This window comes from Synechococcus sp. MU1611, assembly GCF_020514255.1.
GTDB lineage: Bacteria > Cyanobacteriota > Cyanobacteriia > PCC-6307 > Cyanobiaceae > Parasynechococcus.
The window spans coordinates 326176-349427 of sequence record NZ_VTLC01000002.1 but is presented as its reverse complement, the minus strand read 5'-3'; the positions used below and the strand labels follow the sequence as shown (position 1 = coordinate 349427).

The window sequence follows — 23252 nt, the reverse complement described above, 5'->3', positions numbered from 1 at the left end:
TCTAGACATGTTGAAGGGCAACGCTCACCTCCCACAAGCTGCGGAAGCCCGCACCTCGGCCGCAAACCATGACTCTGACGCTGCCCACCCCTGATGCCGGCGACACGGCGCGGCAGCGTTTCGCGCTTGAACTGTTGATGCAGCAGCCTGTTCCGGGGCGGGACCAGTTGCTGGCAAGCCGCAACCTGCTGGATAACTCCTTACCGGATGTGCAGGCGGATCAGTGGCGCGTGCTCCAGGCCATGCCGATCGCAATCAATGCTGACCACCTCGACATTGCGATTCCCAGCCAGTGGCGAGAACAGGAATGGCAACACCTGATCGATCAGCTGCCGGAACAACAGCGCACAATCCGCCTGCACCCAACTGCTCGTTGATCTGAGCGAACTGCTGCGCTCTTCCGTCGCGCTTTATGCCGTAGGGGTGATCCTGCTAGCGATCTGGCTATTGGGCCGGTTTTACGCCACCCACAACGGCCGTCGGACGATCGATCGCCTGGTGCTGAAACTGCCACTCTTCGGTGAACTGATTCTGATGACGGCGACAGCTCAGTTCTGTCGGATCTTCAGCTCGCTGACCCGAGCCGGTGTGCCAATTCTGATGTCGATGGAGATCTCGAGCGAAACCGCCGGCAACTCGATCATTTCCGACGCGATCCTTGCGTCGCGGAGCATGGTGCAGGAAGGGGTGCTTTTAAGCAATGCCCTCATCCGCCAAAAAGTGCTGCCGGATATGGCGCTGAACATGCTGGCCATCGGCGAGGAGACCGGTGAGATGGACAAGATGCTCAGCAAGGTGGCGGACTTCTACGAAGACGAAGTCGGAGCCATGGTCAAGGCGCTCACCTCAATGCTCGAGCCCGCAATGATTGTGGTGGTCGGCGGCATCGTGGGGTCCATCCTGCTGGCGATGTACCTGCCGATGTTCACCGTGTTTGATCAGATTCAGTGAGCGCGACGCCCATCGCCTGGCCCGCCAACCAACCGCCGCTCCAGCAGGCCTGGAAGTTGAAGCCGCCGGTCACCCCGTCCACATCCAGCAGTTCACCCGCCAGGTAAAGACCAGGACAGCGGCGGCTCTCCATCGTGGCCAGGTTGACGTCCCCCAAAGCGACACCGCCGGCGGTGACGAACTCCTCCCCAAAGGGTCCACGTCCCTGGATCGGCACACTCTGCGCGCAGAGGATCTCGACCAATTGACGCTCCGTCTTGATCGGCAAGTCTGCCCAACGGCGATCAGCCTCCACCCCAGCGATGGCCAGAAAGGCGTGCCAGAGCCGCCGCGGCAGATGCTCGAACGGCTTCGCTGCTGAAAGGGTTCGCCGGGCCTGCTCTTGCCGCCATTGCTGCAACCGATCGGTCACTCCTGATCGTCCCAACCCAGCACTCCAATCCAGCTTCAGCTCCCCCTTGTATCGGCTCTGATGCAAGGCCCTGGCGGCAAAGGCTGAGATGCGCAGCGTGGCCGGACCACTCAGACCGCGGTGGGTGATCAACACCCGCCCGGTCTGGCGGAAACGCTCATTGCCCAGCTTCAGATCAAGGCCCACATCATCGATGGCAATGCCACTGCAGGCGGTCAATGCAGGCACCTGCAGCGTGAGGCTGAACAGCGATGGCACCGGCGGCACCACCTGGTGGCCAAGGGCCTCCGCAAGTTTTCGGCCACTGGGATGCCCCCCCGTGGCCAGCATCAAGCAGCGTGCATGCATAGGCTCCAGGCCGCGGCCATCGAGCACAAAGCCACCCTCGGGGTGAACGCGCACCTGCTGGACCATCGCCTTGGTACGCAGCTGAACACCAGACGCCCTTGCCGCCTTCTGCAGACACTGGATCACTACCTCGGAACGGTTCTGCTGCGGGAACATCCGTCCATCGGGTTCCTCCACCAGCGTGAGCCCATGCTCGTCAAACCAAGCGATCGCATCACCGCAAGCGAAGCGGCTGAAGGGGCCCCGCAAGGGTCGACTGCCACGGGGGTAATGGGTGGCTAGTTCACGGGGGTCCCAGCAGGCATGGGTCACATTGCAGCGACCGCCGCCGCTGATGCGCACCTTCTGGAGCGGCTCTGGGGTGCCTTCGAGAATCAGCACACGTTGTAGCCCCTGCTCGGCAGCCGTGATCGCTGCCATGTATCCGGCAGGTCCACCGCCAACGACGATCAGATCAAGCGGGCTGGAAGCGGAGGGCGACACCGTTGTTGCAGTAGCGCTTGCCGGTGGGTCGAGGTCCGTCATTGAACACGTGGCCCTGGTGCCCACCGCAGCGACTGCAGTGGTATTCCGTGCGCGGCAGGATCAATTTGAAATCTACTTTCGTGGCGATGGCACCATCCAGGGGCTGCCAAAAGCTGGGCCAGCCGGTGCCGCTGTCGAACTTCGCCTCCGAGGAAAACAGCGCCGCATCACAACCTGCGCAGTGATAAGTGCCGGAACGCTTCTCCCCATTAAGCGGGCTGGTGAAGGGGCGTTCTGTTCCCTCATTGCGAAGCACGTCATAGGCCTGGGGAGACAAGCGCTCACGCCACTGGTCCGCATCCAGATCCCATGAAGAATCGCCAGCTTTAGACGCTGCCAGCACGGCCTGAGGTCTCCAGAGACTGCCAAAAACACCTGCTATCGCCGCCAACAGCAGCGATCGACGGGACAGAACGGCGGCACTCAAGCTCATCAATGCTGACGCGGGAATCTCGAGCGGTTCTAATGGATTGATGACCGTCGCCGGATCCACCGCTGCCTACCGCTTCAGTGTGGCGCCGATGCTGGATTGCACCGACCGCCACTTCCGGGTGCTGATGCGGCAGATCAGCCGCAGAGCTCTGCTTTACAGCGAAATGGTCGTGGCCCAGGCGCTGCACCACAGCAAGCGACGCAACAAGCTGCTGGATTTCGATCCTGTTGAACATCCGATCGCACTGCAGGTAGGCGGCGACGATCCAGCCCTGCTGGCCGAAGCCGCACGACTGGCTCAGGACTGGGGCTACGACGAGATCAACCTCAATGTGGGCTGTCCCAGTCAGAAAGTGCAGGCCGGCAATTTCGGAGCCTGTCTAATGGCGGAACCGGATCTGGTCGCCCGCTGCGTGGAAGCCATGGTGGACGCGGGGGGACTCCCTGTGACCGTGAAGCATCGGATTGGAATTGACGACCTCGACAGCGACGCGTTGCTGACGAACTTTGTGGATCGTGTGGCGCTGGCAGGGGCCAGCCGCTTCGCTGTTCATGCGCGTAAGGCCTGGCTGGAGGGCCTGGATCCCAAGCAAAACAGAACGATTCCTGCGCTCAGGCATGACCGCGTTCATGCCCTAAAGCAGCGCCGACCCGATCTGATGATTGAACTCAATGGGGGGCTGGAGTCACCTGAAGACTGCCTTTTGGCGCTGGAAGGGTGCGATGGCGCCATGGTGGGGCGAGCCGCTTATAGCCATCCCCTGCGCTGGACCAGCGTCGATGCCTTGATCTTCGGAGAAGAAGAACGCCAGATCCTGGCGTCAGACGTCGTGGACGGCCTGCTTCCCCATGCGGCCGCTCATCTGGAGCGAGGAGGACGTTTATGGGACCTTTGCCGTCACCTTGTGCAGCTCGTGGAAGGCGTCCGTGGTGCCCGGCACTGGCGCCGGGAGCTGGGAGAGAAAGCCCAGCGACCCGGAGCCGACCTCAGTGTCCTGGTCCATGCCGGGCAACAGCTCAAGGACGCAGGACTCTGATCAACGACTGGCGTCAGCCCTGAGCTCCGCCGTAACCGGAATAGTCATCACCACCACTGGAGGATCCACGGCGACGACGGCTGCGGCCTTCGTCGTAGGCATTGCCTTCTCCACTGTTGTCGCGGGCTCCATAGCTGCGATCTTCCCAGCCGCGAGCTCCGGAGGGGCGATCACCACCACCACCGCCGCCGTAGCCGCCGCCACCACCGCCGCCGCCGTAGCCACCACCGCCGCCACGACGGGGAGCACTGCCCCGGGGTTCAGCTTTGTTGATCCGCAGAGGACGGCCCATCAGTTCCACACCCTGAAGACCTTCAATCGCTGCGTCTTCGGTGGACTCATCCGCCATCTCGATGAACGCAAAACCACGCTTGCGGCCCGTATCCCGCTCGAGGGGCAACGCACAGTTAGACACTTCACCGAACTGGGCAAACAGTTCAATCACATCTTCCTGCTCAGCGCGGAAGGGAAGGTTGCCGACAAAAATGCTCACGTTTTGCGTGGACCGGGTACGAAACAGTGGACCGAAGAGGCCTGGAATATTGCCATCGGGCCATGACTCCGGAACGAAGTGACATACCTCTGGCTAATTAATCGTAGACCCGTTTATGGGGGAGAGTCATCCCACCGCTTGACTTCCGTTGTAACGCTGTAACCAGCGCTGAAGCTGTTCATCAACACGCTCAAATCCCGTTCCCCCTTCACTGCGACGAGCAGCCACAACCGCCCGGGGAGCCAGGGCGTCATGCAGATCCGCCTCAAAGGCCGGATGGAGTTCCTTCCAGGCACTCAGATCAAGGTCACGCAACAAACAATCCTGCTCGAGACAGCGCCGAACGACAGCGCCAACCAATTGATAGGCCTCGCGAAATGGAACACCACGAGACACCAGATAGTCGGCCACATCGGTTGCATTGGAAAAGTCCTGCTCCACCGCTTCATTAAGGCGCTCAACTCTGAAATCAAGGCCTTCCTCAAACAAAATCGCCATCGCCTCAACACAATCACGCGTTGTGCGGAAGGCATCAAACAGGGCCTCCTTGTCTTCCTGAAAATCCTTGTTGTAGGCCAGTGGAAGACCCTTGATCATGGTTAACAACCCCTGCAAGTGCCCGAAGACACGACCGGTTTTGCCCCGCACCAATTCGGGAACATCTGGATTTTTCTTCTGAGGCATGAGGCTGCTGCCGGTGGCACAACGATCACTGAGACGCACAAAACCGAATTCCTCCGACGCCCAGGCGATCACCTCCTCCGCCAGACGGCTCAGATGCACCATCACCAGGGACGCAGCAGCAGAGAACTCAACGCAGAAATCACGGTCGCTGACAGCATCAAGGCTGTTGGCGTAAACCGCTGAGAAACCCAGTTCCTTCGCCGTGCGCTGGCGATCAATCGGCACCGGTGTACCCGCCAGTGCAGCAGCCCCAAGCGGGCAGATGTTCACACGTTTCCGCACATCCTGGAGCCGCTCACGGTCGCGCTCCAACATCTCGACGTAGGCGAGGAGGTGATGGGCGAGACAGAGCGGTTGCGCCCGCTGCAGATGGGTGTACCCGGGGATCATCGTGCGGCGATGACGATCCGCCTGGGTCAGCAGCGCGCCCTGCAACCGCTGCAGATCCTGATCCAGACCATCCAGCCGTCGCCGCAGCCAGAGCCGTAAATCGGTACCGACCTGATCGTTGCGGCTGCGTCCGGTGTGCAGCTTCTTGCCCACTGGACCCAGCAGAGCAATGAGGCGACGTTCCACAGCGAAGTGAACATCCTCATCCTCCAAACCGGGCTGAAAACTGCCGGACGCCGCCTCAGCACGAACTGTCTCAAGGCCCTCCACCAGTTGCTCAGCTTCCGCCTCGGTGATCACTCCCGCGCCAGCCAACATCCGGGCATGGGCGATCGATCCATCCAGATCCTCCTGAAGCAACGTCAGGTCAAAACCGATGGAGGCATTGAACGCCTCGATGAAGGGATGCAAACCCTGCTCAAAACGATCGCTCCAGGTCCCTGCAGCACCACCGGTCACCCCACCAGCCATCAGTTCATCCGTCAATTTCCTCAGCTTGTCAGGCGATTGACCGTCCCTGCACGCTCGGCAACGTGACCGCTTCCGGAACCTTCAGCACCACAAGGGAAGCGTCATCCTCCAGCTGGCGATCCGAACCCACAAAGCGGTCCAAGCGTTCAAACAGGCTTTCAAGAATCCCCTGCGCCCCCTGACCACTGCGACATGCCGTTTCAAGGGCACGAATCAGCCGCGCCTCATCAAAACGATCTCCGGTGATCCCCGGTGCTTCCGTCACGCCATCGGTGTAATAGAGCAACACGTCTCCCGGTTCGAGCCGAACCTCACCAAGGGCAAACTCAGCCTCAGGCTGAAGACCGATCAGCAACCCTGCGGCATCCAGCCGCATGATCACCCGTCGTTCAGCACGCCAGAGCAGGGGAGGGTTATGGGCCGCGTTGGCATAGCGCAACCGCAACGTGCGCGGATCCAGATCGGAATAAAACAGCGTCACAAACCGGTGGGATTGCGCGAGGTCCTCTTGAGCCAACTGGTTGAGGTCATGAAGAATCCGGTCCGGCGGCAACCCACTGAGAACCTCAGCACGCAGCATCCCCCGCAACATCGTCATCAGCAGCCCGGCAGGAACGCCTTTGCCCATGACATCTCCCATCACCAGCGCCCAGCGACCCCGCTCTCGACGACGGCCGATCAGTTCCGGACGGGTGGGAATGAAGTCGTAGTAATCACCGCCCACCTGAAAAGCAGGCCGGCACCGCGCAGCCAAGTCGACGCCCTCGATCACGGGGCACCGATCCGGCAACAACTGGGCCTGAATCTCTGCTCCGATGCTTAGTTGTCGGTCAACCCGCTCATGACGGCGGGCATCCTGCAGCATCTGATCGTTTTCGATCGCAACACCAGCGAGATCCGCCACTAACTGGACATGCCGACGATGCACCTCGGTCCAGACCAATGAACCGTTGCGGGCATAGACGTAAAGGCGGCCCCGCGACCGACCACGGGCCGTCACAGACGTGGCAAACAGACCCGCTTTGGGAAGGCAGCGTTGGACCAGACGATCAAGCGCCAGCACCTGCTGGTCGTCGCTGCCAAACCCTGCTGCAGACCCAGGTTCAAAAGCAGCCAGCCGCCGCAACAGATCCTGTGAAGGCTCCACCGGAATACCCTGCAACTGATCACGCCAGAGGCGACCATCCGTCTGAAACGGAACCAGCAGGGCACCCTCAACCCCCACCAGACGCGAGGCCACGACAGGCACAAGCTCAAGAAAGCGTTGGAGATTGGTGAAGCTGCGCAGAGCAAACCCCAAGGAGACCAACAGGTCCTGGTTGCGGCGCTGTTCGCTGCTGAGGCTGTCAAAAAGCTGACGCAACGAGTCGATCGCCTGGGGCGAAGGATTCCCGGTCCGCTGCGAGGGCCTGGGATGACGTCCGGGCGGCTTGCTGCTCAACCTCGCACCACCGGGATCCGCAAGGTAGCAACGCTTCAGCGTCCAGCCAGCAGAGCCTCAATGAATTCAAAACTGTTGAAGGGGCGCAAATCGCGAATCCCCTCACCAGCGCCAATAAAACGAATCGGCAAGCCAGCCTCAGACGAAACCGCCAGAGCCACGCCTCCACGGGCTGTGCCGTCCAGTTTCGTGATCACAACGCCAGTGAGCCCGGCCGCCTCAGCAAAAGCCATGGCCTGACGAAGCCCGTTCTGACCCTGGCTTGCATCAAGAACCAGCAACGATTCGACCTTCGCCTCCGGCGCCAAACGGTCGATGATCTTCCTGACTTTTTGGAGTTCCTCCATCAGGTTGTGCTTGGTCTGCAGCCGTCCGGCCGTGTCCACCAGCAGCAGATCCGACCCCCGCGAACGGGCCGCACCGATGGCATCGAACACAACGGCAGCTGGATCCGCATTGCTGCTGGGGTTCGAAACCACGGGGACATCGCTGCGCTCGCCCCAGATCTCAACTTGCTGGACAGCAGCAGCACGGAAGGTATCTGCGGCCGCGATCAAAGCCGAATAACCGCTGCGAACAGCGAGGTTGGCCAATTTCCCAAGGGTCGTTGTCTTGCCAACGCCATTCACCCCCACCATCAACCAGATGTTGAGGCGATCCCGTTCCGGAGCCAGAAGGGGAACACCACTGGCCTGAATGGGCGCATCCAACAGGCCACGCAGCTGTTCTTTGAGGAAGCGAATCCCTTCTTGAGGGTCAACCACCTCCTGATTCATCCGCTGCCGCAAGGCATCCAGCACCTGATCAGTGGCCTGGACGCCAGCATCAGCCCTCAACAACAAGGTTTCGAGATCGTCGAGAACCTCAGGCGTCAGCGGATCGTCACCAAGGTTCTCGAGAAGACCGGTCACAAAACCCTGACGGGTCTTCTCGAGGCCGCGGCGAAGCCGGCCCAACCAATCAATTTCCTCGAGGGAAACCTGATCGACACGACGGCCCTGGGCCGCAAGCACCTCAGCCGACCAGGTGAAATCCTGATCAAAGTCACCCAGCCGTGGCTCATCCGAGTCGACGGTGGGCTCGGGCGCTGGAGCCGGAGTGGGTGCAGGGGGAGCCTCGAAGGCTCTGTTGTCCAGATCCTGCTGACGCTGCTGGCGTTGAGCCGCGGCTTGCTCCAGCAACGACAGCCCTTGTGCTGGTGTTGGGGACGGCGCCTGGGTTGGTGGCTGACTCGGTAGCGGGGACGGAGTCGGTAGGGATACCGGTGCCGGTACCGGGGTTGGTACCGGGGTTGGTGCCAGGGTTGGTTCGGGACTCGGCTCAGGAGTGGGCTCGGGGACAGCTTCAGCTGGAGGCGTCGCGGCCTGCTGCTGTGCCTTCAAGCGGGCGTAAGCCTCACGGGCCCAAGCCAGGGCCTCATCTTCCTCCTCGTTGACTTCAGGAGCTGGGGTCGGCTCTGGTTGGGTGACAGCAACTTCAGAAGAAACCGACGTGGGCTCCGGGGCAGGAGACGGCTCCGATGTAGGCGCCGGGGTGGGCGTCGGCTCTGGCTTCGGAGACTCCTCAGCCTGTCGTTCGAACCAGTTGAACACCATCAGGCTGATGCTTTGGATTGAGCGTCATGAAACCGGCGCAAGACACCGTTAATCATCCGGCGACCCTGCTCATCGCTGTAACGGTTGGCCAGTTCAACCGCTTCGTTAAACGCCACCGGGGCTGGAGTTCGCAGGCTTTCAAGATCAACAACAGCCAACCGGAGGATGTCGCGGTCAATCCGCGGAAGACGCGTCAGTCTCCAGCCCTCCATCACCTGATCCAGCCGTGTGTCGATGCCCTCGCGCTGGGTCAGCACCTTCTGAACCCGCTCCATGGCACCACGGCGAATCTGCTCCTGGTCCCCGAGCAACAACAGCCGAGGCAACTCAAGGCTGGCGGACAATCCGTTCAGCACCTGTTCAGCCGCACTCAAGGATGAGCGCAGATGGGTGCGCACAGCGTCATGGGTTCCGGTTTCGCCCTGCTGCAACTCGCTGTCCAGCAATGACTGCTGCGCCTGCTCCAGCTCTGCAGCACTGGCATCGAGCGATTCGCGCCAATGCTGGGTGAGGGTGTCGAGGGCCTGATCAAGGATGGAATCAAGGGCCAAATCAGCCACTGAGGCTGACTTCTGTTCCGGCACCTGACCGAGCACGAGCAGAGCTAGCTCGCGTGAAAGAGATCGTGTCGCCATGACTCAGCTGGAAGGAGATGCAGAAGCCCGCAACTGGGCCATGAGGCTGGAGAAACTTCGATTCACGGGTGCTTCCCGATCATCGGGGTTGACGATGCCAGCAGAAATGATCGTTCGGAAGGCCTCTTCAACACTGATCTCAAGCTCCCGGACGGACCCCGCAGGAACAAGGGTGTACCAACCGGTGGTTGGATTCGGAGCGGTGGGAATGAACACACTTAAAAGAGGCTCCTTCAGATCGGACTGCAGCGAGGGACCCACCTCACCGGTCACAAAACCGACGCTGAATAACCCCTCTCTTGGGTACTCCACCAGAACAACTCGACGGAACCGGGTGGAGTTGTCGCGAAGAAAGGTCTCCAGTAACTGCTTCAGGGTCTTGTAAACCGACCCAGCGAGGGGGATCCGGCTCAGGGTGCCTTCACCGAACTCCAACAGCCAGCGGCCAACGATATTTCGGGCCATTAATCCGATCAGGAGGATGCCCATCAGAGGCACCGTGAGACCGAGAGCCAGATTGATCAGATCCTGAAGCAGTGGGTTCAGGGTGATGAAGGGATTGAACTGCTTCGGGATCGAGGTCAAGAACGCCAGAACGAAGCGACTGACGATTGTTGACAACCAGATCGTGGTCGCGAGTGGGATCACCACGAGCAACCCTGCGATCAGGTCGTTCTTCAGATCCTGCCGAAGCCTTGCGGACAGCGGCAGATCAGGTCTGGGATTGGACTGGACCAAGGAGCCTCTGCGCCCAGCTTTGAATGAAGTCTGACCAACCTAACCAGCGGTCAGAGCACTGCCGTGAAAGCAAGGAGCACAAAAGCGACGGCGAGGACCACAGCATTGATGGTTCCACCAATGAACCTCTGCCTGGATTCGCGTGTCTGGCCGGCCTCAACGGTCTTGAGTTGCTTCTCCATCTGTGCGATCTGATCGTCAACCATCGTTTCGGCAGCCCGCAACTTGTCCTCATCGGAGGCATCCGCAGCGAGTTGACCAGCCTGGGCCAGCTGCTCACCCAGGGACGTCACCTGCGCTTCATCGGCGCGGAAGGCCCGAGCATCCTTGAGGGCTTCGCGGCCCTGCTCAAGATTGCGCAAACGGGCAACGTCACCTGCTCCACCATCCATCGACATGGGAACGGCAATCACCATGCCGAGAGCTAACAGTGCTGAACAAACGGCAACCAGCAGGCGCAGAGGACTGCGCTGCTGCTGAGGGTGATCCAGCCGGGACCCAATCAGGCAGATCAGCAAACCGGCAAAACCCAGAGGAGCCAGGGCCACCAGGGGGCCGGTGACCTGCGGGCGGGGAGCATCCGCGCTCCAGTCGACGCCCACCAAAACAGCCACCATCTGCAACACGAGGATCACCACAAGGGTCAAGCCGAGCCACCGCAGCAAGGGTGCAAATCGTCCTGTCTCGGTGCCGGTCACAAAGAAGATGCTTAATAGCGCCCAACACTAAGGTCGATGCAAGGGCATGTCACCGATCAACAGACGCGGTTAAGTCAGGCCCTGAAGCGCCGCGCCGCCGAGGAGGGCTTCAATCCTGTTGGGATTGCCAGGATCCCGGGAAGTCCACGGCTGCAGCTGCGTACGGAAGCCCTACAGCGTTGGTTGGACCATGGGCATCAGGCCGACATGGCCTGGATGGCAGCCCCCCGACGTCGAGATCCAACACTTCTGTTGGAAGGACTCAGCAGCGTGCTTGCCGTCGGCCTCAACTATTACGTCAACGACCAACCCTCCCCCGGATCCCTCAAGGTCGCCCGCTATGGCTGGGGACGGGACTACCACCGTGTTGTTGATCAACGGCTCCGGAGGATTGGTCGTTGGCTATCTGAACAGCGGCCCGAATGTGGCTGGCGAGCCTGTGTTGACGCTGCACCGCTGCTGGACAAGGCCTGGGCCGAGGAAGCCGGGCTGGGCTGGATCGGCAAGCACAGCAATCTGATTCACCCCCAACGGGGCTCGTGGATGGTGATCGGCCATCTCCTGACCACCGAGCCCCTGGACGCCGACCCACCAGCGCGAAGCCTCTGTGGACGCTGCACCGCCTGCATGGATGCATGCCCGACGGATGCGATCCGTGAACCTTTTGTGGTGGATGCAAGGCGCTGCCTGGCCTTTCACACAATCGAAAACCGAGCGGAGGCTCTACCGGAGAGCATTCGCGCTGCCCTTGGGCCGTGGGTGGCGGGGTGTGACATCTGCCAAGACGTCTGCCCCTGGAACCATCGGACATTGCCCCACAGCAACGATCCCGATGTGCAGCCGCGCCCGTGGCTGCTGAACCTGCACCGGAACGACGTCCAGCACTGGGATGACAAGGTCTGGGACCAGAACCTGCGAGGGTCGGCATTGCGGCGGATTAAACCCTGGATGTGGCGCCGCAATGCCGCTGCAGCACAACCGGATCCCACACCTACGCTTTAGCCACTCCAACAACGAACCAGTGCTGCGTCGAATTCGCTTCAGTCGAACGCTGGCGGCTGCACTGATGGTCCTCGGCGGTTGGTTCGGCGCGCCGGCAGCCAACGCCCTCATTCCCTACGTCTATCTGCCCACCGAAGAGGAGCTCAAAGGTTCATCGATCGGCATCGGACGGACTGCTGCTCAGTTGCTGCAGCTAGGGCAGGCCAAAGATGCGGCTCGACTCGCGGCTCTGGCGGTTCGGCTCAATCCGAATGACGAACGGTTCTGGTCGATCCTGGCGGAGGCGCAACTCCGCAACAACGACCTCAAGGATGCGAGCCGGTCTCTGGCCCGCGCCAAGGAACTGAATCCCGAGAAAGCTGGCCTCTGGTTTGCCGAAGCAGCGATCGCCCTGCGGGCAGAGCGACCGGATGACGCTGTGCCTTTGATTGCCCGCGGACTTCAGTTGGATCCGAAGAATGCTGCGGCCTATTTCGACCTCGGCAACGCCAGGATCATGCAGAACGAACTGCCACTGGCACTGGAGTCGTTTGAAAAAGCCACGGCACTGAAACCGGCGTTCTGGGAAGCCCTGAACAACCAAGCGCTGGTTCTCTATGAGCTAGGCCAGCATCAAGAAGCCGTGCGTCGCTGGCGCCGGGTGTTGAAGCTGGAGGCCAATGCAGAACCCATGCTGGCTCTGGCCGCAGCTCTGCACCAACAAGGTGAGCAGACAGAAGCGATCCAGCTGGCATCAACAGCACTGGCCCAAAACCCCAACTACGTCTTGCCATTGCACCAAGCGGAACAGCTCTGGGGTCGTCGCATCCGTGAAGCGACGGCACAATTGCTCGGTGAGCCGGAGCTCACCAACATTGTTGAACGGGCCCAAGCCAACGCAACGTGGAAGAAAAGCCAGTGATCATCTGTAGGCTGAGCGCCTTCCGGTCGGAGATCGACAGACCGAATGGCTGAGGAGCGCGTTCAACCGATCGCTCTGCATCAGGAGATGCAGCGCTCCTACCTCGAATACGCGATGAGCGTGATCGTGGGTCGGGCGTTGCCCGATGCCCGCGATGGTCTGAAGCCCGTCCAACGACGCATCCTCTACGCGATGCAGGAACTGGGGCTCACCCCAGACCGTCCTTACCGCAAATGCGCGAGGGTCGTTGGTGACGTGCTGGGCAAGTACCACCCCCACGGTGATCAGGCGGTTTATGACGCCCTGGTGCGGCTTGTTCAGACCTTCTCCAGCCGTCACCCACTGCTTGACGGCCACGGCAATTTCGGCTCGGTGGACGACGACCCACCGGCGGCGATGCGGTACACCGAAACCCGCCTGGCGCCCATCTCCCACCAGGCGATGCTTGAGGAGATCGGTGAAGACACGGTTGATTTTGCGCCGAACTTCGATGGATCCCAACAGGAACCCACCGTTCTGCCTGCCCAGCTCCCCTTCCTGCTGCTAAACGGCTGCTCTGGCATCGCCGTCGGCATGGCCACCAGCATCCCGCCACACAATCTGGGAGAAGTGGTGGATGGTCTGATCGCCCTGGTCCGGAAGCCGGAAGTGAGTGACGAGAAGCTTCTGGAACTGATCCCAGGGCCGGACTTTCCAACCGGCGGTGAAGTGCTGATCAGCTCGGGGCTACAGGACACCTATTTGCGTGGACGCGGCAGTATCCCGATGCGAGGCGTCGCCCACACCGAAGAGGTGCAACCCGGCAAAGGGCGCCACAAGCGCAATGCCGTTGTCGTCACGGAATTGCCATACCAGCTCAGCAAGGCCGGCTGGATTGAAAAGCTGGCCGAGTCCGTCAACGACGGAAAGATCGGTGGAATCGCCGATATCCGTGACGAAAGCGACCGGGAAGGCATGCGCGTTGTGGTGGAACTGCGCCGTGATGCGGATCCAGACAAGGTTTTGAAGGATCTGCAACGACGAACGGCTCTGCAGAGCAACTTCGGAGCCATCCTGCTGGCCCTCGTTGATGGACAACCCCAGCAGCTTTCCTTACGCCAACTGCTGCAGACCTTTCTCGATTTCAGGGAACTGACGCTGATTCGACGCACCAGTCATGCGCTCCGCAAGACAGAAGACAGGCTTGAGGTCGTAGAAGGACTGATCACGGCCCTGAACAATCTTCAGGCCGTGATCGCCATGATTCAAGAGGCCAATGACGCTGCATCGGCCCGCGCGAGCTTGATGGTGCGGCTCGACCTCAGCGAACGTCAGGCGGATGCAGTGTTGGCCATGCCCCTCAGGCGCCTGACGGGACTCGAGCAGGAAAGCCTGCGACAGGAGCTGGATGAACTGCGGGCGGAACGTCAACGCCTCAAGTTGCTGCTCGACAACCGGGATCAATTGCTTGACGCGATGGTGACGGAACTCAAGGGGTTGAAGAAGCGCTTCAACACCCCCCGTCGAACCCGACTCGTGGAAGGTGGCGATGCACTGATGGCCGAACGGGCAGCCAGCCAACGGCCGAATACAGAACTCCTGCGTCAGCAGGCCCTATCCGCACTGCCTGGGGATGGTCGGGTGCTGATCCAAGCCGATGGACAAGTAAAAATCGTCACCCCTCAGGTGCTGGGACGCCTCCATCTCAATGATCCTTGCCCGATTGGCGACGCACCGTCTCCGGCACAGGTGATCCTGCCGATCGAACCCCCACCGCGACTTCTGGCGGTGAGTGCCGGCGGCCGCATTGCCCAGGTTCGTTGGGAATTTGCCGGACAACAGCCTGGTCAGATCGGGCGTTTCCTGCCCACCGGCCTCGATGGAGACCGCATCGTCTCCCTTCTGTCGCTGCCCCACCAAAACACAGATGATCACAGTCTGGGCTTACTCAGCAGCGATGGTCGCTTCAAGCGAATTCCTCTGAGCGAGGTCGTGGACCTTTCCGGTCGAGCCACAAGCGTTCTCAAATTGAAGGAAGGCGTCGAGCTCAACACTGCTGTGATCTGCCGCGACCAGGGAACACTGGTTCTGATCAGCGACATCGGTCGGCTGTTGCGTCTGCGGGTCACCGAGGACTCCCTTCCATTGATGGGTCGATTGGCACAGGGACCCATGACCATGCGATTGCTGCCAGGGGAACAGATCATCGGAGCTGTCTGCGCAGAACAGACACCACTCATGCTGATCAGCAAACAGGGGTTGATCAGCCGTGTCGATTGCTCAGGCCTGCGATACAACCAACGCGGCGATCTCGGCAGCATGGCCGTTGAGATTGACAGCGAATCTGATCGTCTTGTCGGGATCAGCGATCAAACCGGACTCGTGGGAGTGCGGACAAGCAAAGAGCGTCACGGGCGCATGGATCCGGACGACATCAACATCACACAACCAGGAGAAAGATTAAGCCAACAAACTTCTCTTCAGAATGGTGAAACAATCGTTGAAGTGATCAACACAATTCAACTGAATAGCTGATCATTAGGAGCTGCAATTCTGCTCCAACCACCTGAAATACTCTTCATCAATACCACCAGTTACATAATGCCCATCAAAACAGGACATCTCTAGATCCTTGATGTCGGTATTTTCGACAATGCTTTCCAGCAAATTTTCAACGGTCTGATAAACAACATGATCAGCACCAAGAACATCTGAAATGTCATCAATTGTTCGACCATGGGCAAGGAGTTCCGCCCTGGTCGGCATGTTGATTCCATAAACATTGGGATAGCGGACAGGGGGAGCCGCTGATGTAAATGTCACCTTGTTGGCACCGGCACTACGCGCCATCTGAACAATTTCGCGGGAGGTAGTACCGCGAACAATAGAATCATCGACAATTAACACATTCTTGCCGGCGAATTCAGGACCAAGGGCATTTAGTTTCTGACGTACTGATTTTTTTCGTTCCGCCTGACCCGGCATAATGAAGGTTCGACCGACATAGCGGTTCTTATAAAAACCTTCGCGATAGTCAAGACCCAATTGCTTGGCGACCTGCATCGCAGACGGCCTCGCTGAATCCGGAATCGGCATCACAACATCGATATCTCCAGCCGGTAATGTTTCAGAAATCGTTTTAGCAAGACGATCACCCATCCTTAAACGCGACTCATAGACTGAAATACCGTTCATTAGAGAATCCGGCCGTGCCAGATAGACGTACTCAAAAGCACAAGGAATCAACCGAGGAGAATCTGCACACTGACGCTGGTGCAAGTTGGCGTTGATGTCGATAAATACGGCCTCACCAGGATCAACATCGCGAACGATCTCGTAGCCACTGTTTTCAATCACCAACGACTCACTGGCGATAATCCACTCCTCCTGACCCTGGTCGGATAAACGCCTACCCAAAATCAGAGGACGAATTCCATAGGGATCACGGAACGCCAGCATTCCATGGCCCGCAATCAGAGCAATGGCCGCATAGGAGCCCTGAACGCGGTGATGCAGAGATGCCACCGCATCAAACAACTGATCCGGCGTGAGATCTCGTCCCGTGAGCTGAGATTGAACCTCGGTAGCCAACACATTGAGCAACATCTCCGTATCGCTCGTCGAATTTGTATGACGACGATCAATCCTGAATAGATCCTGCTCGAGCTGAAGAGTGTTGGTGAGATTACCGTTGTGAACAAAGGTGATGCCATAGGGAGCATTCACATAAAAGGGCTGAACTTCCTCCTCGGAAGCAGCAGCACCACGGGTCGCATAGCGAACATGACCGATACCAGCATTGCCCAAAAGCTTTCGCATGTCTCGGGTGCGAAACGCTTCACGCACACGTCCCTTTTGTTTGTGCACATGGAAGGTGTGATTGTCCATCGTGACAATCCCAGCCGAATCCTGCCCACGGTGCTGAAGCAGAAGCAGATTGTCGTAGATCTGTTGGTTGACTGAGTCAACACAGAACATGCCGATAATGCCGCACATGATGAATCCGTAGACAGAGAGAAAAGGAAGAGAATCGGCCGTCACGAAACGCCTGACTCAATCACTCCGAATGAATCCGTCGGGGCAACGCATCACGGAAGACAGCTGCGCACCGTTCAACCTCAAGATCGAGCTGAACTGCAGATTCAGATCGGATCACCACGCGAGGCTCCGCTGTGACGCTGCCTAGCGAGGTAACAGAGAGTCCTGCACGGGCTCCGATCAACTGCTCCCAGCCAGGGAGGCAGGCTGCGTTCACAGACACAATGACGCGACTGCCGCCTTCAGCGAAAAGCACCCGATCCAAACGCGCTGAACCTGTCGTCAACGTCATATTGATGCCGAGATCAGAGGCGATGCAAGATTCAACCAAAGCCACAGCGAGACCACCATCACTGCAGTCATGGGCGGAGGCCAGCAGACCCTGAGCGATGGCCTCACGAACCAGACACCCCACTGCAGCTTCGACAACGAGATCGGGCTGGGGCGGACGTCCTGCCAGAGACCCGAGGCTCTGCTGCTGATAAGCACTGCCCGCCAAACCAAGGCTGGGATCTGCAACATCATCCGGCGGAACGCCGATGAGAAAGATTGAATCGCCGGGCTGCTGCCAAGCCAAACCAGTCACACGACTGATGTCGTCCACACAACCAACCATGCCGATCACCGGCGTGGGATGAATCGGCTGCATCGTGCCGTCATCCTGTTTGGTCTCGTTGTACAAGGAGACATTCCCGCCGGTAACGGGGGTATTAAGGGCGCGGCAGGCGTCGGAAATCCCCCGACAGGCCATGGCCAACTGCCAAAACCCCTTCGGCGTTTCCGGTGAAGGGAAATTGAGGTTGTCGGTGACCGCCAGGGGATCAGCTCCCACACAACTGAGGTTGCGTGCTGCTTCAGCGACGGCCGCCTGCGCACCACGTTCGGGGTCAAGAGCGACCCAACGGTTGGGGCAGTCCACCGTGGCGGCAACACCACGGTTGGACGCAGCCATCGATCCGTCACCCTGCTGAGGTCTCAGCCGCACCACAGCGGCATCGGCTGCGCCGGATGACACCACTGTGTTGGCCAACACCTGCTGGTCGTACTGACGGTGAACCCAGTGCTTGCTCGCGATGGTGGGATCATCCAAGAGCTGAAGCAGGGCTGCAGCTGCATCGCTCAGCTCGGGAAGCTCCTGCTCGGTCCAGCTCCAGAGGGCCTGAAGATCCGCCGGGGGCTCCTGCAACAGAGCATGTTTTTCGATCGGGGTGTCATCGGCAAGAGCCGTGGCGGGCACCTCAGCAGCAACAGCACCGTGATGCAACACCCGCACAATCGGTTCCTGGAGCACCGTGCCCACAACCGCCGCCTGCAATCCCCAGCGACGGAACCGCTGCATCAGCGCTTCCTCCCGCCCGGCCTTAACCACGAACAACATCCGTTCCTGGGATTCCGACAACAGAAACTCGTAAGCCGTCATCCCGGTTTCACGGGCCGGAACACGGTCGAGATCCAGCTCCACCCCCAGACCCCCTTTAGCGGCCATTTCCGAACAGCTGCAGGTGAGACCAGCAGCACCCATGTCCTGCGCTGCCACCACATCACCACTGGCAAAGGCCTCAAGACAAGCTTCGATCAGCCCTTTCTCCAGAAACGGATCACCCACTTGAACAGCGGGGCGATCATCCAAGGAATCGGCACTCAGCTCAGCACTGGCAAAGCTGGCTCCGCCCATGCCATCCCGGCCGGTGGTGCTGCCCACATAAACCACGGGATTGCCAACGCCGATCGCTCCGGATTTGACGATCTCCTCAGTCTCCATCAGACCGAGTGCCATGGCATTCACCAGGGGATTACCGGAATAGGAGGGGTCAAAGGCCACCTCACCGCCCACCGTCGGCACGCCGACGCAATTGCCGTAGTGGGCAATGCCAGCCACCACACCTTCCATCAAGCCAACATTGGCGGATTCCTCAAGGGGACCAAAGCGCAGGGCATTCAGCAGCGCGATCGGACGGGCCCCCATCGTGAAGATGTCACGCAGGATCCCGCCCACCCCTGTTGCCGCCCCCTGAAAGGGCTCAACGGCGGAGGGGTGGTTATGGCTTTCGATCTTGAAGGCCAACCGGTGGCCCCCACCGAGATCGACCACGCCGGCATTTTCTCCAGGTCCTACCAAAATGCGCGGTCCCTCAGTGGGGAAACCACTCAGCAAGGGCCGGGAATTGCGATAGCAGCAATGTTCGGACCACATCACACCGAACATGCCCAACTCAGCTCGGTTCGGCTCGCGACCGAGCCGCCGACAGATCTCATCCCAGTCACTGGGCTTAAGCCCTTCCAGCTTCAGGGCTGCAGCTATGTCGTACGCAGGGGAGGAAACCACGAATCGCGGAGCACCTCCCCCCAGTGTTGCCGACCGACCGTCAGACCCAGGGGTCTTCGTCCTGTCGGCGGCGGGGGGACGGAGTTTCCTCCCAGCTGTCGTCGTCCCAGACCTCTGATTCACGCTCAGAGACGGCCTCTGATTCGACGTCCCCTAGCGAAGAGCGGATGGGCTCTGGCCGCAGATCATCCATTGGTGAGTCCTCCAACCAACCCTCCAGGCGATCGCCGGCCCGGTCACCCATGACGCGCAACTGGTCCCGCCAACGTTGGGTGCGTTGGAGCAGGTCCTGACGGACACTGGCGCGGGCCATCGGCAAATCATCCAATCCCATCAGGGCGGTTTGAATCTGACCCGGTTGCTGGTCAAGGATGCGATCCGGAGCCAAACGCCAGCGGGAACTGCCTGGAAGTCGCGGGTCGCTGCGGGCGATCAGATAGTGAAGAATCGCGCCGTCCGCTGGTCGGAAATCAAGATCAACAACGCTGCCGATGCGCTCACCATCACGATCCAGCAACGTTGCCTCCATCAACGTCGGCAAGCGTTCCAGCATCACCTGATCGGTGACCGCCGGTTCACCGCGCACAAACACCTGCTGATCCGTAAAACCACAACATTGGTTCAAACGCCAGACATCGCGAGACATACGCAGAGCTGACGGTCGGCTGACCCAACCCAGCAACCGATGCACAGGCGGATGCATCCAGGCCATCACCCCAGGTCCGTGATCCAAGCCCAGATCACAACGGACGGTATTACTCAGAAGATCACTGAGGAGAAGCTGATCCGGAAGAGACACATCAGGAACGAATCTGAACGGGCATTACCAGATACGTGAAAGCTTCAGACGTTTCATCGGAACGAAGCACAGCCGGCGTGGTGGGTGCATTGCAGTGCAGAACAATCCGATCAGAGCCCATGGCCTTGAGACCATCCAGCAAATAGCGAACATTGAAAGCAATCTGCATGGCATCACCATCAAGGCTGGCTGGTAGTGACTCGGAGCCGCTGCCCACATCCTGTGCATCAGCACTGATCAACACAACACCCTCCTCAGGCTGACTGCTGAATTTCACGACGTTGTTGTGTTGATCAGCAAGAACAGCAATGCGTTCCAGAGCAGCAATCAATGAACGACGATCCATCCCGAACGTGCGGGTGAATCCATCGGGAATCAACTGGCCGTAATTGGGATACGTGCCCTCCAGCGTGCGGCTGGTGACCATCTGGTCGGCCGCCAAAAACACCACCTGACCGCGATCACAGAACAAACTGACGGGTTCATCGGAACGCCAGGACGCCATCAAACGCTCGACCTCTCGAAGAGAACGTGCGGGGAGGGTCACCGCGAAACCCTGTTCATCAACGGCATCAGCGATGGCCGCATCCTGCAGAGCGTCGTCAACATTGAGCACCGCAAGGCGGTGTCCATCGGTGGCAGCAGCTTCTAGAGCCCGCTGGTTGAACTTCAAATGAACACCGGTGAGCAGTTGCTTCGCTTCATCGCCGCTGCTCGCGAACAGGGTGCCCTTGAGCGCCTGCACCAACCGTTCAGGCTGAAGTTTGAGCGTCATGCCGCTCTCCACCATCGGGAGATCGGGGTAGTCATCAGCACTCATACCGCGCATCTGATAGCTCCCACTGAGGCTGGTGAGCTGAACCTGCTCGCCGGCATCCTCTACCGCGAGAGTGACCGGAGAATCGCTGGATAAACGGGAGACAATCTCTCCCAGCAATCGGGCCGGAAGCGTGATCGCTCCACTGGTTTCCACACTGGCGGCGAGAGAGGTCTGAATCCCCAGACTCAGATCGAACCCCGTCAGGCTGAGGCGATTGCTTCCAGCATCGGCCGTAAGCAACACATTGGCCAGAACCGGGTGGGTGGGCCGGGTTGCCACCGCACGGCTCACCAATTGCAAGGCGCTATTCAGTTCGGACTGTGAACAGACCACCTTCATCGTCTTGACGACCTGAGTGCGCTGAGGTGCCCCACCGTTTCACAGGCTGAGGGGAAGTGCAATGGCCAGAGCAACGGGATCCTCTTTTCGGCTGTTTTGTTCTTATGGATTTAAAAAAATAAAAATAAAACAGTCGTAGTAGGGCCTGGGGAAAAGGGGGAAAGCTGCTTGAAAGTCAGTGGTCAAGAGAGTTCTGCTTCACCAATGCTTGAGGAGAATTTTTTACGGAATGGGGAGTGCAGACCTGTTTTCCACGTCTTCACAGGAGGTGGATAACCATCCACCTGGCCGGAGGAGTTGCTTTCACCCGTTTTCCACAGCGTGTGCATTCGGTTTTTGGTTGTTTTCTGCAGCCGCTTTGTCGGCTGGTTTTGTCCAATGGCCATGAAAAAGCCCCCGTTGGGGGGCTGGAGGACGTCGATCGAATTCCGTTTTAGAAGCCCATGACATTGGCAACGGTGTCGAGATCGGGATTGAGGTCGGTATGGAAGGCGGCGTCGTTGTTGCTGATGGCGCAGTCGGGATCCTTGAGGCCGTTGCCGGTCAGAACGCAGACCACCGTTGAGCCAGCTGGTACTTCATCCTTGCGCTTGAGCAGGCCTGCCACAGATGCAGCACTGGCGGGTTCGCAGAAGATTCCCTCCTGGCCGCCCAAGAGTTTGTAAGCCTCGATGATTTCCGCATCGGTGACATCCAGGAACGCTCCTTTGCTGGCTTCGCGTGCCGCCAGGGCCTTGGCTCGGTTGACCGGGTTGCCGATGCGGATGGCTGTGGCGATCGTTTCGGGGTCCGTCACCGTCGTGTTGTTCACCAGAGGAGCGGATCCGCTGGCCTGGAAGCCCATCATCCGGGGCAGGTTCCGGCTTCGGCCCGCCTGCTGATATTCCTGAAAACCCATCCAATAGGCGGTGATATTTCCCGCGTTGCCCATGGGAATGCAAAGCCAGTCGGGTGCGTCTCCGAGGGCATCCACGATTTCGAAAGCAGCCGTCTTTTGGCCCTGAAGCCGGTAAGGGTTCACCGAGTTCACCAGGGTGACCGGATACTTCTCCGCCGCTTCCCGAACGATGTCCAGGGCACGATCGAAGTTGCCGCGGATCGCTAGGACCTCAGCGCCATACACCAGAGCTTGAGCCAGTTTTCCCTGGGCGACATAGCCATCAGGGATCAACACGAAGGCCCGCATTCCTCCCCGCCGGGCATAGGCCGCTGCTGCTGCACTGGTGTTCCCTGTGCTTGCACAGATCACCGCTTCACAACCGGCTTCCTTGGCTTTGCTGATGGCCATGGTCATGCCCCGGTCCTTGAAGGACCCTGTGGGATTCAGGCCGTCGTATTTCACGAACACTTTCACGCCCTTGCCGATCTGTTCCGCAATCGATGGCACGGGAATCAGAGGAGTGGCTCCCTCCCGAAGGGTGATCACCGGGGTTGCATCGGTGACGGGAAGCCAGCTGCGATAGGCCTCAATCAGTCCAGGCCAGTCCTGCATCACAGGGGTGGCAGTGAAACGCCGACGGAGGTTCTGAAACAGGGACACCGGCTGGGATGGGGGGATTTCCGGAATCTAGGCGGCGTCCGTTCAGGAATTGGTCAGGGTTGCGCGTCCTTCAGTCCGTCCAAGGGGGAGTCGGAGAAAAACTGCACCAGGCCGGCAATCGATTCCGCTTTCTCAATCACCCCAAACAAAGCTGGCAGGTTCACCGCCATAACGGCATTGGGATACCCCTTCAGAAAGCTCACAGCGGTGAGGCCTTCCTCGCTTTGCAATCCACTGATCACCCCTGCTCGGATCGCCGGAACACTCACCTCGGGTTCTGGTGTGTAGATGGGGTAGATGATGCGTGAAGCACGGCGCAGGATGGCTTCACCGATCCGTGTATTGATTAAACGGCTGGTTAGCACTAGCGGAAGTTCGAGGCTCTGATTGAGCATTCGCGATACCTCCTGAGGGTTCTGCCCGGACAGTTCAAGCAGATTGCCCAGCAGGCCGATGGCTTCACCGGTCTCGGCCAGGTGTTCAAATTCCTTGACGGGAATCGAGCGGCGGAAGGCACCACTGACAAGGGCTACATCCGTGGCGGCATGCAGAGGTTGCATGACGCTGCTCCAACCGATTCCAAGTCCTGCCGCCATGGCCAGCAGTGACGAACGGGTGAAGGGCTTGAGAAGCATCACGCTGACGGTGTTCTCAGGAA

Annotated in this window: 21 protein-coding genes and 1 pseudogene; 6 read left to right on the top strand and 16 right to left on the bottom strand. The window is 59.6% G+C overall.

Annotation, left to right across the window (positions count from 1 at the left end; genetic code table 11):
• Window positions 1–68: 68 nt before the first annotated feature.
• A complete protein-coding gene (locus FZZ92_RS06240; RefSeq protein WP_226422806.1) occupies window positions 69–377 on the top strand; it encodes a hypothetical protein in 309 nt (102 codons plus the stop codon).
• Window positions 361–951, top strand: a pseudogene (locus FZZ92_RS06235) (type II secretion system F family protein); the annotation flags it as partial. The gene FZZ92_RS06240 and the pseudogene FZZ92_RS06235, both read left to right, overlap by 17 nt.
• Here the strand turns inward: FZZ92_RS06235 and FZZ92_RS06230 are convergent.
• Window positions 926–2194 (bottom strand): NAD(P)/FAD-dependent oxidoreductase, encoded by a 1269-nt coding sequence (locus FZZ92_RS06230; protein ID WP_226398947.1) that lies wholly within the window; start codon window positions 2192–2194, stop codon window positions 926–928. The pseudogene FZZ92_RS06235 and the gene FZZ92_RS06230 sit on opposite strands and share 26 nt — an antisense overlap.
• Complete coding sequence (gene msrB / locus FZZ92_RS06225) at window positions 2166–2669, bottom strand: peptide-methionine (R)-S-oxide reductase MsrB (RefSeq protein ID WP_226422877.1); 504 nt, start codon at window positions 2667–2669, stop codon at window positions 2166–2168. Before msrB ends, FZZ92_RS06230 begins: the two co-directional genes overlap by 29 nt.
• 40 nt (window positions 2670–2709) lie before the next feature.
• Here msrB and dusA point away from each other — a divergent pair, with 40 nt between their 5' ends.
• Window positions 2710–3705, top strand: coding sequence for a tRNA dihydrouridine(20/20a) synthase DusA (dusA, locus tag FZZ92_RS06220; protein ID WP_226422805.1), 996 nt, complete (start codon window positions 2710–2712; stop codon window positions 3703–3705).
• Window positions 3706–3718: 13 nt separating this feature from the next.
• Here dusA and FZZ92_RS06215 read toward each other — a convergent pair whose 3' ends face one another.
• From FZZ92_RS06215 to FZZ92_RS06185, 7 genes are all read right to left on the bottom strand, one after another.
• On the bottom strand, window positions 3719–4198 hold the full coding sequence (locus tag FZZ92_RS06215) for an RNA-binding protein (protein WP_226422804.1): 480 nt from the start codon (window positions 4196–4198) through the stop codon (window positions 3719–3721).
• A gap of 126 nt (window positions 4199–4324) precedes the next feature.
• Window positions 4325–5743, bottom strand: a complete 1419-nt coding sequence (gene argH, locus FZZ92_RS06210; RefSeq protein ID WP_226399045.1) for an argininosuccinate lyase — start codon at window positions 5741–5743, stop codon at window positions 4325–4327.
• 28 nt (window positions 5744–5771) lie between these two features.
• Window positions 5772–7184 (bottom strand): PP2C family protein-serine/threonine phosphatase, encoded by a 1413-nt coding sequence (locus tag FZZ92_RS06205; protein WP_166016036.1) that lies wholly within the window; start codon window positions 7182–7184, stop codon window positions 5772–5774.
• 35 nt (window positions 7185–7219) lie between these two features.
• Window positions 7220–8779, bottom strand: a complete 1560-nt coding sequence (gene ftsY / locus FZZ92_RS06200; protein ID WP_226422803.1) for a signal recognition particle-docking protein FtsY — start codon at window positions 8777–8779, stop codon at window positions 7220–7222.
• Window positions 8779–9414, bottom strand: coding sequence for a transcription antitermination factor NusB (gene nusB / locus FZZ92_RS06195; RefSeq protein WP_115024717.1), 636 nt, complete (start codon window positions 9412–9414; stop codon window positions 8779–8781). Before nusB ends, ftsY begins: the two co-directional genes overlap by 1 nt.
• A 3-nt stretch (window positions 9415–9417) precedes the next feature.
• Window positions 9418–10152, bottom strand: coding sequence for a DUF502 domain-containing protein (locus FZZ92_RS06190; protein ID WP_115024716.1), 735 nt, complete (start codon window positions 10150–10152; stop codon window positions 9418–9420).
• Window positions 10153–10202: 50 nt separating this feature from the next.
• The gene (locus FZZ92_RS06185) at window positions 10203–10850 is read right to left on the bottom strand and encodes an HpsJ family protein (RefSeq protein WP_226399038.1); all 648 of its coding nucleotides are present in this window, start codon (window positions 10848–10850) and stop codon (window positions 10203–10205) included.
• Window positions 10851–10886: 36 nt separating this feature from the next.
• Here FZZ92_RS06185 and queG point away from each other — a divergent pair, with 36 nt between their 5' ends.
• The 3 genes from queG (at window position 10887) to FZZ92_RS06170 (ending at window position 15267) form a co-directional block, all read left to right on the top strand.
• Window positions 10887–11852: a tRNA epoxyqueuosine(34) reductase QueG gene (gene queG, locus FZZ92_RS06180; protein WP_226422802.1), complete on the top strand. Its 966-nt coding sequence runs from the start codon at window positions 10887–10889 to the stop codon at window positions 11850–11852.
• A gap of 64 nt (window positions 11853–11916) precedes the next feature.
• The gene (locus FZZ92_RS06175; protein ID WP_226399046.1) at window positions 11917–12753 is read left to right on the top strand and encodes a tetratricopeptide repeat protein; all 837 of its coding nucleotides are present in this window, start codon (window positions 11917–11919) and stop codon (window positions 12751–12753) included.
• A 45-nt stretch (window positions 12754–12798) separates the two neighbouring features.
• Window positions 12799–15267 carry a DNA topoisomerase (ATP-hydrolyzing) subunit A gene (locus tag FZZ92_RS06170; protein WP_226399040.1) on the top strand — a complete coding sequence of 823 codons (2469 nt, stop codon included), beginning with the start codon at window positions 12799–12801 and terminating at the stop codon, window positions 15265–15267.
• A gap of 3 nt (window positions 15268–15270) precedes the next feature.
• Here the strand turns inward: FZZ92_RS06170 and purF are convergent, their stop codons facing one another.
• The 7 genes from purF to FZZ92_RS06135 form a co-directional block, all read right to left on the bottom strand.
• Window positions 15271–16728 (bottom strand): amidophosphoribosyltransferase, encoded by a 1458-nt coding sequence (gene purF, locus FZZ92_RS06165; protein ID WP_226422876.1) that lies wholly within the window; start codon window positions 16726–16728, stop codon window positions 15271–15273.
• A 61-nt stretch (window positions 16729–16789) separates the two neighbouring features.
• Entirely contained in the window at window positions 16790–19096 is a 2307-nt protein-coding gene (gene purL / locus FZZ92_RS06160; RefSeq protein WP_226422801.1) for a phosphoribosylformylglycinamidine synthase subunit PurL, read from the bottom strand.
• A 40-nt stretch (window positions 19097–19136) separates the two neighbouring features.
• Window positions 19137–19895 carry an RNA methyltransferase gene (locus tag FZZ92_RS06155; RefSeq protein WP_226422800.1) on the bottom strand — a complete coding sequence of 253 codons (759 nt, stop codon included), beginning with the start codon at window positions 19893–19895 and terminating at the stop codon, window positions 19137–19139.
• Window position 19896: 1 nt separating this feature from the next.
• On the bottom strand, window positions 19897–21054 hold the full coding sequence (gene dnaN / locus FZZ92_RS06150; protein ID WP_115024709.1) for a DNA polymerase III subunit beta: 1158 nt from the start codon (window positions 21052–21054) through the stop codon (window positions 19897–19899).
• Between the two features lie 182 nt (window positions 21055–21236).
• Window positions 21237–21440 (bottom strand): hypothetical protein, encoded by a 204-nt coding sequence (locus FZZ92_RS06145; protein ID WP_226422799.1) that lies wholly within the window; start codon window positions 21438–21440, stop codon window positions 21237–21239.
• A 47-nt stretch (window positions 21441–21487) separates the two neighbouring features.
• The gene (thrC, locus tag FZZ92_RS06140) at window positions 21488–22546 is read right to left on the bottom strand and encodes a threonine synthase (RefSeq protein ID WP_115024707.1); all 1059 of its coding nucleotides are present in this window, start codon (window positions 22544–22546) and stop codon (window positions 21488–21490) included.
• Between the two features lie 101 nt (window positions 22547–22647).
• A complete protein-coding gene (locus tag FZZ92_RS06135) occupies window positions 22648–23229 on the bottom strand; it encodes an alpha/beta hydrolase (protein ID WP_226397557.1) in 582 nt (193 codons plus the stop codon).
• Window positions 23230–23252 lie beyond the last annotated feature (23 nt).

Excerpts from the sequence above, each read along its gene's own strand:
- FZZ92_RS06240 (WP_226422806.1), top strand. The coding sequence starts at position 69 with ATGACTCTGACGCTGCCCACCCCTGATGCCGGCGACACGGCGCGGCAG.
- msrB (WP_226422877.1), bottom strand. The coding sequence starts at position 2,669 with ATGAGCTTGAGTGCCGCCGTTCTGTCCCGTCGATCGCTGCTGTTGGCG.
- dusA (WP_226422805.1), top strand. The coding sequence starts at position 2,710 with ATGACCGTCGCCGGATCCACCGCTGCCTACCGCTTCAGTGTGGCGCCG.
- argH (WP_226399045.1), bottom strand. The coding sequence starts at position 5,743 with ATGGCTGGTGGGGTGACCGGTGGTGCTGCAGGGACCTGGAGCGATCGT.
- ftsY (WP_226422803.1), bottom strand. The coding sequence starts at position 8,779 with ATGGTGTTCAACTGGTTCGAACGACAGGCTGAGGAGTCTCCGAAGCCA.
- nusB (WP_115024717.1), bottom strand. The coding sequence starts at position 9,414 with ATGGCGACACGATCTCTTTCACGCGAGCTAGCTCTGCTCGTGCTCGGT.
- queG (WP_226422802.1), top strand. The coding sequence starts at position 10,887 with ATGCAAGGGCATGTCACCGATCAACAGACGCGGTTAAGTCAGGCCCTG.
- FZZ92_RS06175 (WP_226399046.1), top strand. The coding sequence starts at position 11,917 with ATGGTCCTCGGCGGTTGGTTCGGCGCGCCGGCAGCCAACGCCCTCATT.
- FZZ92_RS06170 (WP_226399040.1), top strand. The coding sequence starts at position 12,799 with ATGGCTGAGGAGCGCGTTCAACCGATCGCTCTGCATCAGGAGATGCAG.
- purF (WP_226422876.1), bottom strand. The coding sequence starts at position 16,728 with ATGTGCGGCATTATCGGCATGTTCTGTGTTGACTCAGTCAACCAACAG.
- dnaN (WP_115024709.1), bottom strand. The coding sequence starts at position 21,054 with ATGAAGGTGGTCTGTTCACAGTCCGAACTGAATAGCGCCTTGCAATTG.
- FZZ92_RS06145 (WP_226422799.1), bottom strand. The coding sequence starts at position 21,440 with ATGGCCATTGGACAAAACCAGCCGACAAAGCGGCTGCAGAAAACAACC.
- thrC (WP_115024707.1), bottom strand. The coding sequence starts at position 22,546 with ATGCAGGACTGGCCTGGACTGATTGAGGCCTATCGCAGCTGGCTTCCC.
- FZZ92_RS06135 (WP_226397557.1), bottom strand. The coding sequence starts at position 23,229 with ATGCTTCTCAAGCCCTTCACCCGTTCGTCACTGCTGGCCATGGCGGCA.